The sequence below is a fragment of the Rhizorhabdus sp. GW822-FHT03C02 genome (assembly GCF_058801765.1).
The window spans coordinates 92015-107163 of record NZ_JBXANN010000005.1 but is presented as its reverse complement, the minus strand read 5'-3'; the positions used below and the strand labels follow the sequence as shown (position 1 = coordinate 107163).

The following is a 15149-nucleotide window of genomic DNA, read 5'->3' as shown; positions in this document are numbered from 1 at the left end:
CCCTCCGCTAAGGGCTCGCCCCATGTCGATCGATAACGCCCCCGACCCCGCCCTGCTGCTCAAGGCCGAGACGCTCGTCGAAGCGCTGCCCTTCATGCAGCGATATGCCGGCGAGGTCTTCGTCGTGAAATATGGCGGCCATGCGATGGGCGATCCCGAGGCGGCGCGCGACTTCGCCGAGGATATCGTCCTGCTCAAGGCGGTCGGCATCAATCCGGTCGTCGTCCATGGCGGCGGGCCGCAGATCGGCAAGATGCTCAAGACGCTGGGCATCGAGAGCAGCTTCGTCGACGGGCTGCGGGTGACCGACGCCGAGACCGCGAAGGTCGCGGAGATGGTGCTGTCGGGATCGATCAACAAGGAGATCGTCTCCTGGATCACCCAGGCCGGCGGCCGCGCGGTCGGCCTGTCGGGCAAGGACGGCCGGCTGGTCATCGCCGAGAAGGTCAAGCGCACGACCCGCGATCCGGATTCCAATATCGAGAAGGCCGTCGACCTCGGCTTCGTCGGCGAGCCGGTCGAGGTCGACCGGCGCGTGCTCGACACGCTGTCCAAGGCGGGCATGATCCCGGTGATCGCCCCGATCGGCATCGGCGAGGACGGCCACACCTATAATATCAACGCCGACACGATGGCCGGGGCGATCGCGATCGCGCTGGGCGCCGCCCGGCTGTTCCTGCTGACCGACGTCGCCGGCGTGCTCGACAAGGAAAAGCAGCTGATCCGCGACCTGACCCCGATCCAGATCGCGGGCCTGCGCGAGGACGGCACGATCCAGGGCGGGATGATTCCCAAGCTCGAAACCTGCGTCGACGCGGTCGAGGGCGGCGTCGATGCCGCGGTCGTCCTCGACGGTCGGATCCCGCACGCGATGCTGATCGAGGCTTTCACCAAGCGCGGCGCCGGCACCCTGGTGTGGACCGATTGAGATCGGCCGGCGGCGCCCGATCGCCGATGCCCGGGCGTCGCTGCAATCACATATGATCCGCACCGGTTGCGGCCGGGCGGCCGTTCCCGTTAGAAAGAGCGCCCTCCACAAGGAATCGTGATGCTCGTCCTGCTTCTGAACATCGTCAACATGCTGCTCGGCGTGCTGCGCTGGATCATCATCATCCAGGCGATCATGTCCTGGCTGGTCGCGTTCAACGTCATCAACACCTATAACGACTTCGTCCGGTCGGTGCTCTACGCGCTCGACAAGATCACCGAGCCGATCTACCGGCCGATCCGCCGGATCATGCCCGATTTCGGTGCGCTCGATCTGTCGCCGATGGTGGCGCTGCTGCTCGTGATCATCCTGCAGATGGTGCTCAACCAGGCGATCCTGTCGGCATCGGGCTTCTGAAGCCCTGGACTGTCCTCGCCGACGGCGTCGAGATCGCCGTCCGCGCGACGCCCAAGGCGCAGCGCGACCAGATCGCCGGCGTGATCGCCACCGACGACGGACGGCACTGGCTGTCGCTGCGGCTGGCGGCGCTGCCCAGCGACGGCGCCGCCAATGACGCGCTGATCGGACTCCTCGCGCGCGAACTGGGTGTGCGCAAGGCCGATATCGCGCTGGCCAGCGGCGCGACCTCGCGGCTAAAGAGGCTGCATATAGCAGGGCATCCGGAGCGGCTCGACGCCGCCCTCGAGAGGTTGATCGGACAATGAGCGCGGACATCATCGACGGCAAGGCATTTGCGGCGGGCCTGCGCGAGCGGGTCGCGGGCTTCGTGCCCGGATTCAAGGCGGCCGCCGGCCGCGCGCCCGGGCTGGCGGTGGTGCTGGTCGGTGAGGATCCGGCGAGCCAGGTCTATGTGCGGTCGAAGCACAAGGCGACGATCGAGGCCGGGATGGAGAGCTTCGAGCATCGCCTGCCGGCAACCGTCGGCCAGGACGAGCTGGTCGCGCTGGTCCAATCGCTCAACGCCGACCCCGCCGTCGACGGCATTCTCGTCCAGCTGCCGCTGCCCGATCAGATCAACGAACAGCTGATCATCGCGACGATCGACCCCGACAAGGATGTCGACGGCTTCAACATGATCAATGTCGGCCGGCTCTCGATCGGCCTGCACGGCTATGTGCCCTGCACCCCGCTCGGCTGCATCATGCTGCTCAAAGACCGGCTCGGCGATCTGTCGGGTCTCGACGCGGTGGTGGTCGGCCGGTCGAACATCGTCGGCAAGCCGATGGCGCAGCTGCTGCTCGCCGAAAATTGCACCGTGACCATCGCCCACAGCCGGACGAAGGACCTCGCCGATGTCGTGCGCCGCGCCGACATCGTCGTCGCCGCGGTCGGCCGGCCCGAGATGATCCGCGGCGACTGGATCAAGCCGGGTGCGACCGTGATCGACGTCGGCATCAATCGGGTGCCGGGCGCCGAGCCGGGCAAGACCCGGCTGGTCGGCGACGTCGCCTTTGCCGAGGCGCAGGCGGTCGCGGGCGCGATCACCCCGGTGCCGGGTGGGGTCGGACCGATGACGATCGCGGTGCTGCTGCGCAACACCCTCGTCGCCGCGCACCGGCTGGCGCGGGTACCGCTCGAAAAGGGCGCGATCTGATGCGGGCACCGATCGGGGTACCATCGCCATGATCGCGATGTTCCTCTCGGCGTTCGTGACCCTGTTCGTCGTCATCGATCCGCCGGGCTGCGCGCCGATCTTCGCCAGCCTGACCTCGGGCGCGTCGAATGCGCAGCGTCGGGCGATGGCGATCCGGTCGAGCGCGATCGCCAGCGTGCTGCTGCTGCTGTTCGCGCTGGTCGGCGAGGTGTTGCTGCGCACCCTCGGCATCAGCCTCGACGCGTTCCGCATCGCCGGCGGGATCATGGTGTTCCTGATCGCGCTGGAAATGGTGTTCGAGAAGCGCACCGAGCGGCGCGAAGGCCGTGCCGAGGAGATCAGCAAGAAGGCCGCCGAGGAGCATCGCGAGATCGAGGATATCTCGGTCTTCCCGATGGCGATCCCGATGATCGCCGGTCCCGGCTCGATCGCGACGACGATGCTGTTGGTCTCGCGCAGCCATGGCATAGAGCAGACGGCGATCGTTATCGCCGCGCTGATCTCGGTGCTGGTGCTGACCCTCGCCGCGTTGATGGCGGCCGGCCCGATCATGCGGGTGCTCGGCCCCAAGCTCGAAGCGATGATCACCCGGGTGCTCGGCGTGCTGCTCGCCGCGCTTGCCGCGCAGTTCGTGATCGACGGGGTGAAGGCGAGCTTCGGTCTGTAACCGGTCAGGTCACCCCACCAGCCGCCACAATTTATAAGGCGAATTCTTCGGCAGATCGACCGGCGCCAGCCAGGCCGGCACCTTGCCGCCACGCAGCTGGACATAGAAGCCCAGCGGATCCTGCGCGGCATAGAGCGTGGTCTCGGACATGCCCGGACAGACCAGCAGCAGCGTCGCATGGTGGCGGCGCATCACCTCATGCGCGACCTCGGGCGAGGTCGCCCGGAAGGCGCGGTGGATGTCGAGGATCGCGGCGCCGTTGCGGTGATAGGGCCCGGCGATCGCGCTGTGTTTGGTCATCGCGATCAGACGCGGGCCGAGATCGACATGGGTCAGGATCGTCGCCGTGGGCAGGTCGCGCAGCGCGCTGAGCGCGGGCAGGGTCGGACAGCGCCGGTTGGCGAGTTCGACCTTGTTGGTCGGTTCGACATTGGGATTGCCCTTCGCGGCGGGCTTCGCCGGCTTGGGCACCATCTCGGTCGCGAACTCGACCGCGAGTCCCGAGACGAGCAGGAAAGCGAGGGTCGGGCCGGCGATGCGCAGCAGGCTGTTGCGGGCGTTCATCAGCGCGCTCATCAGCGGCCAGCCGACCGCGGTCGCGCCGAGCACCGCCAGCATCTGCGCCTGCGGGGCATAGCGCGACTGCCACAGCATCATCGCGGTCGAGAAGAGCCCGAGCAGTGCGATCGTGCCCCAGGGCGCGCCGAGCGGGGTGCGCCGCGCACGCCAGGTCGCATAGATCGCGCCGATCACCCCGACCACCGGCAACGCCGCGATGTCGAGCGCGTCGCGCCATGGCTTGGTGTAGAGCGGCTTCACCTCGCGGATGTTGCGGAACCAGAGCTTGTCGAGCTCGGGCGAGATATGTTCGGGGCGGCCGAGGCATTGCGGGAAGAGGCCCGCGAAGCCGGCCGCGACGATCCCCCCCGCGCCGAGCGCGAGCGCGAAGCGCGCGAGCCGCCGCTCGGCCGGAACCAGCGCGATCAGGAACAGCAGCGCGGCGACCCCGAGCATCGACGAGAGATAGACCGGGGTGAAGGCATCGCAGATCAGCGCACGATTGTCGTTGGAGGCGAATCCCGCGAAGATCAGCGCGCAGCCGCCGCCGAGCGCGACCGCATAGGCGCGCAGCCGGTCGACCTGCTCGCGCTCCCACACCCAGCGCAGCACCACCGCCGCGCCCGCCATCGCCATCGACGGCAACAGTTCGAGCCCGATGCCGAGCGAGACCGCGGTCGCCAATGCGACGAGGATCCCGCCACGGCGCTGTTCGGGGTCGGTCAGCCCGGTGACCGCGAGCATCAGCATCGCCAGCTGCCAGCCATGATGGTCGATCCGCAGCGGCATCCACATGAACAGCGCGGTCTGCGCGCACAGCAGCAGCGCGAAGGCGAGCACATAGGCCAGCGGCGCGACCAGCCGGCGGACCGCGACGATCATCGCCCAGAGCGTCGCGGCGAAGGCGAGCATCGGCGCGATCGCGGTCGCGATCTGCTGACCCTTATAGGCGCCGAACAGCGGCTCGCCGATCAGCAGCAAGGCCGCGATCGGCAGGTCGACGATCCGCGACCAGTGGATGCTCGCGCCCGCCGGCGGATCGAGCTTATACTGGCGCAGATCATACCAGCCCTGGCCGTGGAGCCAGGCCTGAACCTGGGCGAGGCGCAGATTGTCGTCGGTGTCCGACAGCGCGAGCCAGCGGATCGCACCCCATTTATAGGACAGGAAATAGATGACGGACCCGGCGAGCAGCAGCCAATAGGCGCGACGCCAATGTCGTTCGAGGAACGCAATTACCCTGTCTTCCACCCGGTGCCCCGTCGCTTTGCCTGCGTCGTGGGCTAGGACGATCGGACGGCGCGGGCAAGCGGATCGGTCGGACAAGCGTGATCGAAGTCCGCCGTTCGACGTCGCGCCGCTTGAGGCGCGGACGCTTTTGTGAAAAGAGCGCAATCCACATGCGCAGTTCCCAACTATTGAATGCCGAGCGCCTGGCGCTGCTGGGCCAGCTGTTCCGCTATGGCATCAGCGGCCTGCTCGCGAGCCTCGTCAATATCGGCATCTACCATGTCGGGGTGAAGACGCTGCACCTCGATCCCAATCTCGCCTGGACGGTGGGCTTCCTGGGCGCGGCGACGGTCGCCTACATCATCCACAGCCAGTGGAGCTTCAAAGGGCATGGCAGCCGCGACAATCTGTGGCGCCAGACGACCCGCTTCTTCATCGTCTCGCTGATCAGCTTCGCGCTCAACAGCTTCTGGGTCTGGCTGCTGGTCAAGCATTTCGCGCTGCCGACCTGGTCGCCTTATCCGTTCGCGCTGTTCGTGACGCCGCTGCTGATCTTCTGGCTCAATCGCCAATGGGTTTTCGAATGACGCATCCGCTGATCTCCCTCATCGTGCCGGTGAAGGACGAGGAGGCGGCGATCGGGCCGTTCCTCGCGCGGGTCGCACCGATCCTCAAGGGACTGCACGAACCCGACGGCTCGTCGCCCGACTGGGAGATCTTGTTCGTTGACGACGGCAGCAGCGATGCGACGCTGGCGGCGATCATGCTCGCCAACCAGGCCGACCCGCGGGTCAAGGCGCTGTCGCTGTCGCGCAATTTCGGCAAGGAGGCGGCGCTGTCGGCGGGCCTCGACAATGTCACCGGGCTGACGGTGGTGCCGATCGATGTCGACATGCAGGATCCGCCCGAGGTGATCGGCGAGATGATCGCCAAATGGCGCGAAGGCCATGAGGTCGTCTATGGCGTGCGCCGCAACCGGATGACCGACAGCCTGCCCAAAAGGCTGACCGCGGACCTTTATTATCGCGCGCACAACTGGCTCTCGATGGACAAGATCCCCGAACATGCCGGCGATTTCCGATTGCTCGACCGGCGGGTGGTCGAGGTGATCAAGCGGATGCCCGAGCGCAACCGCTTCATGAAGGGGTTGTTCGCCTGGTCGGGCTTCCGCCAGACTGCCGTCGAATATGACCGCGCCGAACGCGCGATCGGCGAGACCAAGTTCAACTATTGGAAGCTGTGGACGCTGGCGATCGACGGCATCACCTCGGCCTCGACGCTGCCGTTGCGCGTGTGGAGCTATATGGGCGCGGTGATCGCGTTCCTCGCGCTGGTCTACGCGCTTTATCTGGCGGTGCGGACGATCGTGTTCGGGGCCGATGTCGCGGGTTATCCCTCGCTGATGGTGGCAATCCTGTTCATGGGCGGGGTGCAGCTGCTGTCGCTGGGGGTGCTCGGTGAATATGTCGGCCGCATCTTGGTCGAGACCAAGCACCGGCCGATCTATATCGTGCGCGAACGGATCGGCTGCACCGCGCCCGACGGGAAGGACGACTGAAGATGGACCGCGCCGTCTATGACCGCATGGCCGAGATCGATGCCGATCATTGGTGGTTCAAGGCCCGCCGCCGGATCATCGCCCGGCTGATCGAGACCTTCCGCCCGAAGCCCGGCCCGCTGAAGATCCTCGAGGTCGGCTGCGGCACCGGATCGAACCTGTCGCTGCTGCAGAATTACGGCGTCGTCGACGCGATCGAACCCGATGACGGCGCGCGCGCGCTCGCCGAACGGCGCAGCGGGCTGACGATCAAGGGCGGCTATCTGCCGCACGGGGTTCCGCTCGAGGACGGCTATTACGACCTGATCGTGCTGTTCGACGTGCTCGAACATATTCCCGAGGATGTCCCCGCGCTGTCGGCGCTCCGCGACAAGCTGGCGCCCGGCGGCCGCATCCTGGTGACGGTGCCGGCGATGCCGTCGCTGTGGAGCGCGCACGACGTCGCCCATCACCACCAGCGCCGCTACACCAGGGCGACGCTGACCCGGGTGTTCCGCGAGTCCGGGCTGACCCCGAAGCATGTCAGCCATTTCAACAGCCTGCTGCTGCCGGTGGTGATCGCGGTGCGCGCGCTCGGCAAGCTGACCGGGCGCGAAGGCGGCGACGATGCGATGCCCTCGAAGCCGGTGAACGCGATCCTGACCGCGATCTTCGGCGCCGAGCGTCACTGGGTGGCGACGGTTCCGGTGCCGATCGGGGTATCCATGGCCATGGTCGCGGAACCGACGATCCGGTAGAGCGCGCCGCGCTCGCCGCCGTTCCAGACCAGCTTGAGCGACGGGTCGTTGGCCGGCCAATGGTCGCGGGTCGCGTCAATCAGCCAGAGATAGTCGAACGCCTGGCGCGGGAAGAGCGCGATCGAGCTTTCGATGCTGCGCGCGGTACGGGCGCGGCAGCGGCGCGGCCGCATCACCTGGGTCGGATCCTCCGAATAGCCCTTGGCGGCCTTGTACTTGATGCTGAGCAGCTGCGCGCCGGGCATCGTCCACTGGCCGTTGACGAAGGCCTCGCGCCGCTCGATCGCGATTGCGCCGAGATGCTCCATGCGCGGCGATTCCCACATGCCGAGGCAGGGCAGGTCGACCAGCACGAACAGCCGCGATCCGCGTGCGACATGGTCGAGCGCCTGAAGCTGCGCCTCCTGGTGGGTGGCGAAGGCATCGAAGCGGACCGTCGACAGATAGAGCCGATAGCCGAAGACGATCAGCGCCAGGGCCGCGACCGCGTTGAGCGCGACGCGGTTGGTGAAGCGCGGCACCACCGCGATCACCCCGATCGCGACCAGATAGGGCGCGAGCCGCATGTCGGCATAGGCCGATCCGATGACGATCCGCGGCATCACGATATAGGTGATGATCAGGATCAGGGTCGCGACGCCGAGCATGCGGCGGATGCGGAAGCCCAGCCCGATCATCCCGAACAGGATCATCACGATCAGCGCCGACACCAGCCCGATGTCGAAATTCATCCAATGGTTGCGCAGCGACGAGACCAGATAGACATATTTGGCGACCCAGTTGAACCAGTCGGTGGTCTCGCCGGCGACCGCGCCGCTGCGCCAGGCGAAGTTGAGCAGCAGCGGCGGCGCGACCGGCAGGCAGTGCAGGCCGCCGTAGAAAAGCGACTGGACGACGCTGCGCCCCTGGTCGCGCATCCGGATGATCTCGGCGGCGAACACGAGCAGTCCGAGCACCCCCCAGGCGAAGCCGTGGGCGACCCAGATGACCACCCCGATCGGCACGAACATTATCGCGCGCAGGCGGATGCGATCGATCCGTGCCAGATAGAGCCACAGCGCGAAGGCGTTGAGCACCAGCGCCATCGCGAAGACATAGTTGATGAAGCCCCACTGGAACGGCCAGCAATAGGCGAAGGGCGCGACGAAACCCGCGGTGGCGGGCAGCCGTCCATGGACCTCGCGTGCGACCAGCAGCAGCCCGAGCAGGGTGAGGGCAGGGACCGCCATCACGATCAGCTTCACGCCGAGTTCGATCCCGAAGATCTTCGCCATCGGGATGATCAGCAGATCGACCCCGAGATTGCCCATCAGCGCCCATTTGAAATCGAAGAAGCGCTCGCGCAGCGGCGAGTCCCCCGGGGCCAATTCGACCGCATAGCGGCCCATATGGCCGAGCAGGTCGACCAGCGGCGGGATCTCGGGCCGGATCAGCGGGATGATACAGGCAAGGGTCAGCGCCGCGACATACCACGGGCTGGTCCACCAGCCTTCGGGTGGCGTCTGGTGCGGCGCGGATCGGAACATCGAATCCCGCCTTATTTCGCCGCGCCCCGCGCTGCAAGCGCCGCGATCAGCCTTCGTGACCGGGCGCTGCGATTCAGCTGCGCTTGCGCCAGAGCCTGAGGGTGCTGCCCGGCAGCGGCACCGGTTCGAGCCAGCCCGGCGCCTTGTCGGCGAGAAGCTGCGCCATGAAGCCGTGCGGCGCCGCCTTGCGGTAGGTCGCAGCCTCGGCGGCGTCGGGATCGATCAGCACATAGGCGGCGTCGACCTGGTCGATCACCCGGTGGGCATCGTCGGCCGATCCGAGGAAGGTCTCGATCGTACGGCGAAGCGCCGCAGGATTGCGGTGATAGCCCGCCGCCGGAAAACTGTGCGGCGTATGGACGATCAGGTCCGGACCGATGTCGATCGGTGCGAAGATATAGGATGCCGGCAGCCGGTCGAGCGCGCCATAGCGGTCGCAGCCGCCGGGGCATGCGGGTTTCGGCTTCGGCGCCTTTGCCGACGCCGCGGGTTCGGCGGGGGCGAGCATGCCGGCGACCGCCGCCGCCGCGACCGGGGTCATCCCCAGGATCGCCGCCGCCGATCCGACGACGCGAAACGCCATGCGCGGCGAGCGCGAGACCCGATCCAGAATCAGCGCGAGCAGCGACGCGATCCCCGGCAGGGCGAAGCCATGCGCCACCGTGCCGGCGCGCTGGACCATCAACGACACCGCCATCGCCGCGCCGCCGAGCAGGATCATCGTCATCCAGTTGGCCGCGGCACGCGGATCATGGCCCCGCGCGCGATGCCAGCCGAAGCCGGCGCCGGCGAGGCCGAGCAGCGGCGACAGCAGCAGCATGCCGCGCATGCCGGCCTCCTGCTCCCAGACCGGGCGGCCTTCGAGCACGTTCATATACCAATATTGGCGGGTGACCGGATCGAGCGCACCGAACGGCCCGGCGAGGCAGGCCGGCGCGCTGTGGACGAACAGCACGAGGCCGGCGGCGGTGCCGAAGGCGATGATCGCGGCATGGACCAGCCGGTTACGGCCGACCAGCGGGCCGGTGGCGACGATCGCGGCGATCGCGACCCCGCCGAGCAGCCCGAGATAGCCGACCGACATCGCGTCGCAGTCGGGCTCGCCCCAGCGCGCCATCGCATGGGTCGACGCGAACAGCGCGACGCAGCAGAAGCCGAGCGCGACGGCGAAGCCGTGAAGCCGCTCGGCATGGCGCGGATCGATCAGGAAGCGGACGATCAGCAGCCCGAACATCGCCGCCAGCAGCGGCAGCGCTTCGAGCGAGATCGAGACCCAGATCGCCGCGAACAGCCCGGCGAACAGGCCGCTGCGCAGCCGGCGCCGGTCGAGCAGCGCGGCGAGGGTCGCCATCGCCATCGCCGCCTGCCAGCCATGATGGTCGATCCTGAGCGGCAGGGTATGGAACAGGATCAGCGGGCTGCACGCGACGAGCAGCGGCGCCAGCATGGCCGCCATTTCGCCGGCCACCCGGCGGGTGACCCGCGCGACCATCGCCATGATCAGGCCAAGGGTGACCAGCGGGACGACGACCGATGCCGCGGTCTCGGCGAGCGCGGCGCCGACGAACGGACGCAGCAGCAGGATCAACCCGGCCAGCGGCAGGTCGACGAGCCGCGACCAGTGCATGTGGAAACCATGTGGCGGGTCGAGCCGATATTGGTCGACGTTGAACCAGCTCTGCCCGCCCAGCCAGTCGCGCACCTGCTGGAGGCGCATATAATCGTCGGTGTCCCACATCCGCAGGCCGTGGATATGGCCGGCCGAGAACCAGAGCATCATCGCGCAGGCGGCCAGCCAGGGGCCGAGCACCGCCAGCACCAGCCGGCGGGGAAGGGGATGGGTCCAGTCCGGACCCTGCCAGCGCTCGCCCTGGATCGAGTCCATCAGGCGGCCTTCAGCCGGGTCGGCACCAGCCGCTCGGAGCGCAGCGCCGCGGCGACCCCCTGGTCGTCGCCTTCCTCGCCGGCCTCATGATATTCGGCGTCTTCGTTGACCGACCAGACGTCATGCCGACGGTGGCCGGCGACGATGTTCTTCGCGGTCAGCATCGCGGTCATCATCGCATGGTCCTGGTTGTTGTAGCGATGCATGCCGTTGCGGCCGACGAAATGCAGCGTCGGGTAGCGCGCCTCGAGCTCCTGGCGGATCGCATCGACATTGGCGGCATAGGTCTCGTCATAGACCGGATAGGCCTTCTCCTGCCGGACGACGGTGCCGCCGACGACCTGGGCGGGGTCGCACAGACCGAGCGTGGCCAGCTCGCGGGTGGCCAGCGCGACGAGCTTGTCGTCCCCGGCATTCCACAGGCCATCGCCTTCGAAGCAGAAATATTCGAGGCCGACACAGGCCAGGCTGTCGTCGGGCACCATTTCGGGCGACCAGCTCCGGAAATTCTGGATGCGACCGACCTTCACCTTCGAATCATGGATGTAGATCCAGTTGTCGGGAAACAGATCCTCCGACCGGATCATCAGCGCCACCGTCAGGAAGTCGCGATAGCCGAGCGCCATCGCCTGCGGCATCGTCGCGGGCAGCGGATGGAGCCGCGCGGTGAGTTCGCGCATCGGCGCCGAACTCACCAGATGATTTGCGGTCAGCACGGTGATCCGGCCATCCTCGCCGGTGACCGACACCCGCCAGATGCCGGCATTGTCGTCGAAATTCGCCTGCAGCAGCTTGTGGCCCATCAGGAAGCTGCCACCCTGTTCGACGATGCGGTCGCGCGCGGCGTCCCACATCATGCCCGGGCCCTTGCGCGGATAGCGGAAGGTCTCGAGCAGGGTCTTGGCGCCCATGCCGTCATTGGGCTTCTTGTTGAGGCCCAGCGAGCGCCTGATCCCGTCGAGGACCGCGCCGCCCAGGCTCAGTCCCTTGATCCGTTGCGCGGCCCAATCGGCCGACATGTCCTCGCACGGCATGCCCCAGACCTTTTCGGTGTAGGTCTTGAAGAAAATGCCGAACAGCCGCGACCCGAACTGGTTGGTGACCCATTGGTCGAAGCTGCGCACATCCTTGTGGGGAAACGCCTTCCAGCGGAAATAGGAGAGCATGCAGCGGGTCGATTCCCACAGGCCGAGATTCCACAGCGCCTCGAACGCGCGCAGCGGATAGCTGTAAAATTTGCCCTGGTAGAAGATCCGGCTCATCCGCGGCCGCTCGATGAAATCGTCCGGCAGCAGCTCGTCCCACAAGGCGACGACCTCGCGCGATTTCGAGAAGAAGCGGTGCCCGCCGATATCGAAGCGAAAACCGTCATGTTCGACAGTGCGGCTGATCCCGCCGACCTGGACCGGGTCCTTTTCGACCAGGATCACCGAACGACCCTGTTTGCCGAGCATATAAGCGGTGGTGAGTCCGGCCGGGCCCGCCCCGATGATCGCCACGTCGACATGCTGCTGCGGCCGCGCCATATTTCCGAATCCCTGCGGTTCCTGTTCAGGGTCCGCATTTGCCGCACCAGCCGCTAATTCATGGTTAACGCGCGCCGGTTCGGCCCGCTGACGAACTAGGCTCTTGTCGGAACCGACGCTAAACCCGGTACATGACCCATGTCCTTCAGCCGGGCGAGCCGGCGCCCTGGTTTCACGCAGCCGCCTTGGGCGGCAATCCGAACTATGCCTTCTCGTCAGCGGCCGGGCGGCCGATCCTGATGCTGTTCCTTGGCAGCGCGGCGACGCCCGAAGGCCCTGCCGCGCTCGCGCAACTGGCGCTCCACCGGGCGCTGTTCGACGATCGACGCGCTTGCTTCTTCGGCGTCAGCGTCGATCCGAAAGATGCGGCGGAGGGCCACATTGCCCAGCTGCTACCGGGGGTACGGTGGTTTCTCGATCATGACGGCGCGGTTTCGCGCCGGTACGGCGCCCTCGGCGAGCCAAGGGAAGGCACGCGCCCCTATCGTCAGCATTGGCTGCTGCTCGATCCGGCACTTCGGGTGCTCGCAGCCGCGCCGATCAGCGAAGGCGCGGCGATGCTGCGCCGGCTGGCCACGCTGATCGAAACCGGCGCCGAGGAATTGCCGGCACCGGTGCTCGTCGCACCGCGCATCCTCGAACCCGAATTATGCGCACGGCTGATTGCGCTGTATCGCGAAAAGGGCGGCGAAGACTCGGGCTTCATGCGTGAGGAGGCCGGAATGACCGTCCTCAAGGTCGACCATGATCATAAGCGCCGCGCAGATCATATGATAACGGACGAGGCACTGATCGATGCCTTGCGCATACGCCTGCGCGACCGCCTCAAACCTTTGATCGCACGCGCCTTCCAGTTCGATGTAACCCGCATCGAACGCTGGCTTGTGGCCTGCTATGACGGCGAGGATGGTGGCGGCCATTTCCGGCCGCACCGCGACAACACCACCAAGGGCACCGCCCACCGCCGGTTCGCCTGCACGATCAACCTCAACGCCGGCGACTATGATGGCGGCGACCTGCACTTTCCCGAATATGGCAGCCGCCTCTACCGGGCGCCGACCGGCGGCGCGGTGGTGTTTTCCTGTTCGCTGCTCCACGAGGCGACGCCGGTAACGCGCGGACAGCGCTATGCCTTCCTGCCCTTTTTTTACGATGACGCCGCCGCGCAGCTGCGCGAACGCAATCTCGCGCATGTCGCCCCCGAGCTGAAGGGCTATCGCGCGGGGCTCGCCGACCGGCCGGCGCAGGAGGAGGCCGGGGCATGACATTGTGACACAGGCCGGCTTGCCCTAAGCGCGGCCGATGAACGTCGCTTCGCTTCTCACCCCCCGTCATGGCTGGCTGCTGCTCGCACTGCTGATCGCCACGGTCGGGATCGGCCTGCGCGGATGGGGGATCGGCCAGGAACCGATGTGGCTCGACGAGGCCTATAGCGCCTATGCCGCATCGAAGGGCTGGGCGTTCCTGTGGGAGGCGGTGCCGCGCTACGAGACCCACCCGCCTTTCTATTATTCGCTGTTGCGCGGCTGGACGCTGATCGCCGGCGACGGACTGGTGGGACATCGCGCGCTGGGCCTGGCGTGCGGGATCGCCGCGCTGCCGGTGATCGGCGCGGCGGCGCATATGGCGGCGCGGGCAGCGGGGCTGGCCCCGCGCGCGCTGCCGATCGCGGTCGCCGCGGTCGCGCTGGCGGCGGTGTCGCCGATCCTCGTCGAGATGAGCCGCGAGGTGCGGCCCTATCCGGTGATGATCCTGACTTATGGCTGCGCCTGCTGGGCGCTGCTGCGGATCGCGGCGCGCAGCACGGCGGGGCAGCCGCTCGCGGGCCGGGCCTTCGCGGCCTATCTGGCGACGAGCGCGCTGATGCTGTGGCTCCACAATATGGGGCCGCTCTACGCCTTCGCGATGGGGCTGGCGTTGCTGGTGCTGGTGATCCGCCGGGGCATGACCCGTGCCGACTGGCTGTGGCTGGTCGGCGGGCATCTGATCGTGCTGCTGGTCTGGACGCCGGCGCTGATGATCCTGCTCGACCAGGCGCCGACCTGGATCAGTTCGACCTGGCTCAAATTCCAGACCGCCAATCTGTGGCGGCGGGTGACCGTGATCTATGCCGGGCCGACCGACGAACTGCGGATCGCCGCGGCGCTGCTGCTGATTGGCGGCGTCGCCGCGCTGCGCCGGACGCCGCGGATCGCGATCGCGCTGCTGCTGCTCATGCTGGTGCCGGTGACGGTGTCGCTGATCCTGTCGGCGACGGTCGCACCCGTGTTCATCGTGCGGACGATGACCGCGCTCGCCGGCCCCGGGCTGGTGCTGATGGCGGTCGGCGCCGGCGGATTCGGCGGGCCCGGCCTCGGCAGGCTGGTGCGCTGGCCGATGCTCGCCGCGCTGCTGTGGATGGTCGGGCACCAGGCGGCGATCGATATCGGCGCGCGCCAGGGCAAGCCGATGGAGGACTGGCACAAGGTCGCCCGCTGGATCGCGCCGCGCTTCCGGCCCGGCGACCAGATCTTCACCTATCCCAATGAAAGCGCACTGCCGCTCGGTCGGGCGCTGCTCGACCTCGGGCTCGAAATGCCGATCCGGGCGATCCCGACCGACGTGCCGACGCTCGATCCGCCGCCGGGCAGCTGGTATGTCAGCGGATCGCGCGGGGTGCCCTCGCTCGACCGCGCCCATCTGCGCGCGATCGCGACCGAGCCCAGGACGCGCGCGGTGCCGACGATCTGGCTCGTGCGCGGCGGCCCCTGGGCCTATGACAAGGGCGACGTCTTCGTCGAGGAACTCACCGCAGCCGGACGGACCAAGATCGGGCAGTTCTTCCAGTGGCCGGCGGACGTGGTGGGGTTGCGGCGGATCGAACCGACAGCACCCGCACCGAAGAGATAGACGGCTCCGGCTTTCGCCGGAGCCAGGATC

Annotated in this window: 14 protein-coding genes; 10 read left to right on the top strand and 4 right to left on the bottom strand. The window is 67.5% G+C overall.

Annotation, left to right across the window (positions count from 1 at the left end; all coding sequences use genetic code 11):
- The first annotated feature begins 22 nt into the window (after nt 1–22).
- From argB to AC1RM6_RS14780, 5 genes are all read left to right on the top strand, one after another.
- Nucleotides 23–928: an acetylglutamate kinase gene (gene argB, locus AC1RM6_RS14800; RefSeq protein ID WP_493102483.1), complete on the top strand. Its 906-nt coding sequence runs from the start codon at nt 23–25 to the stop codon at nt 926–928.
- 120 nt (nt 929–1048) lie between these two features.
- Nucleotides 1049–1345, top strand: a complete 297-nt coding sequence (locus tag AC1RM6_RS14795) for a YggT family protein (protein ID WP_493102481.1) — start codon at nt 1049–1051, stop codon at nt 1343–1345.
- Nucleotides 1333–1653 (top strand): ACR/YggU family protein, encoded by a 321-nt coding sequence (locus AC1RM6_RS14790; protein ID WP_493102935.1) that lies wholly within the window; start codon nt 1333–1335, stop codon nt 1651–1653. Before AC1RM6_RS14795 ends, AC1RM6_RS14790 begins: the two co-directional genes overlap by 13 nt.
- Nucleotides 1650–2543: a bifunctional methylenetetrahydrofolate dehydrogenase/methenyltetrahydrofolate cyclohydrolase FolD gene (gene folD / locus AC1RM6_RS14785; protein WP_493102479.1), complete on the top strand. Its 894-nt coding sequence runs from the start codon at nt 1650–1652 to the stop codon at nt 2541–2543. The genes AC1RM6_RS14790 and folD overlap by 4 nt, the downstream gene beginning before the upstream one ends.
- A 28-nt stretch (nt 2544–2571) precedes the next feature.
- Nucleotides 2572–3210 (top strand): MarC family protein, encoded by a 639-nt coding sequence (locus AC1RM6_RS14780; RefSeq protein WP_493102478.1) that lies wholly within the window; start codon nt 2572–2574, stop codon nt 3208–3210.
- A gap of 9 nt (nt 3211–3219) precedes the next feature.
- Here the strand turns inward: AC1RM6_RS14780 and AC1RM6_RS14775 are convergent, their stop codons facing one another.
- A complete protein-coding gene (locus AC1RM6_RS14775) occupies nt 3220–5019 on the bottom strand; it encodes an AcrB/AcrD/AcrF family protein (protein ID WP_493102476.1) in 1800 nt (599 codons plus the stop codon).
- A 149-nt stretch (nt 5020–5168) separates the two neighbouring features.
- On the opposite strand from AC1RM6_RS14775, the gene AC1RM6_RS14770 reads away from it, so the two are divergent.
- From AC1RM6_RS14770 to AC1RM6_RS14760, 3 genes are read left to right on the top strand one after another with little or no spacing between them, the layout of a single operon-like run.
- Entirely contained in the window at nt 5169–5585 is a 417-nt protein-coding gene (locus AC1RM6_RS14770) for a GtrA family protein (protein WP_493102474.1), read from the top strand.
- A complete protein-coding gene (locus AC1RM6_RS14765; RefSeq protein WP_493102472.1) occupies nt 5582–6556 on the top strand; it encodes a glycosyltransferase family 2 protein in 975 nt (324 codons plus the stop codon). Before AC1RM6_RS14770 ends, AC1RM6_RS14765 begins: the two co-directional genes overlap by 4 nt.
- Before the next feature lie 2 nt (nt 6557–6558).
- On the top strand, nt 6559–7293 hold the full coding sequence (locus tag AC1RM6_RS14760) for a class I SAM-dependent methyltransferase (protein WP_493102470.1): 735 nt from the start codon (nt 6559–6561) through the stop codon (nt 7291–7293).
- Here the strand turns inward: AC1RM6_RS14760 and AC1RM6_RS14755 are convergent.
- From AC1RM6_RS14755 to AC1RM6_RS14745, 3 genes are all read right to left on the bottom strand, one after another.
- Nucleotides 7221–8819, bottom strand: coding sequence for a hypothetical protein (locus AC1RM6_RS14755; protein WP_493102468.1), 1599 nt, complete (start codon nt 8817–8819; stop codon nt 7221–7223). The genes AC1RM6_RS14760 and AC1RM6_RS14755 overlap by 73 nt on opposite strands.
- A 73-nt stretch (nt 8820–8892) precedes the next feature.
- A complete protein-coding gene (locus AC1RM6_RS14750; protein ID WP_493102463.1) occupies nt 8893–10704 on the bottom strand; it encodes a hypothetical protein in 1812 nt (603 codons plus the stop codon).
- The gene (locus AC1RM6_RS14745; protein WP_493102459.1) at nt 10704–12230 is read right to left on the bottom strand and encodes an NAD(P)/FAD-dependent oxidoreductase; all 1527 of its coding nucleotides are present in this window, start codon (nt 12228–12230) and stop codon (nt 10704–10706) included. Before AC1RM6_RS14745 ends, AC1RM6_RS14750 begins: the two co-directional genes overlap by 1 nt.
- 131 nt (nt 12231–12361) lie before the next feature.
- Between AC1RM6_RS14745 and AC1RM6_RS14740 the strand changes: the two genes are divergently transcribed.
- On the top strand, nt 12362–13495 hold the full coding sequence (locus AC1RM6_RS14740) for a 2OG-Fe(II) oxygenase (RefSeq protein WP_493102456.1): 1134 nt from the start codon (nt 12362–12364) through the stop codon (nt 13493–13495).
- A 37-nt stretch (nt 13496–13532) separates the two neighbouring features.
- Nucleotides 13533–15119 (top strand): glycosyltransferase family 39 protein, encoded by a 1587-nt coding sequence (locus AC1RM6_RS14735; RefSeq protein ID WP_493102454.1) that lies wholly within the window; start codon nt 13533–13535, stop codon nt 15117–15119.
- Nucleotides 15120–15149 lie beyond the last annotated feature (30 nt).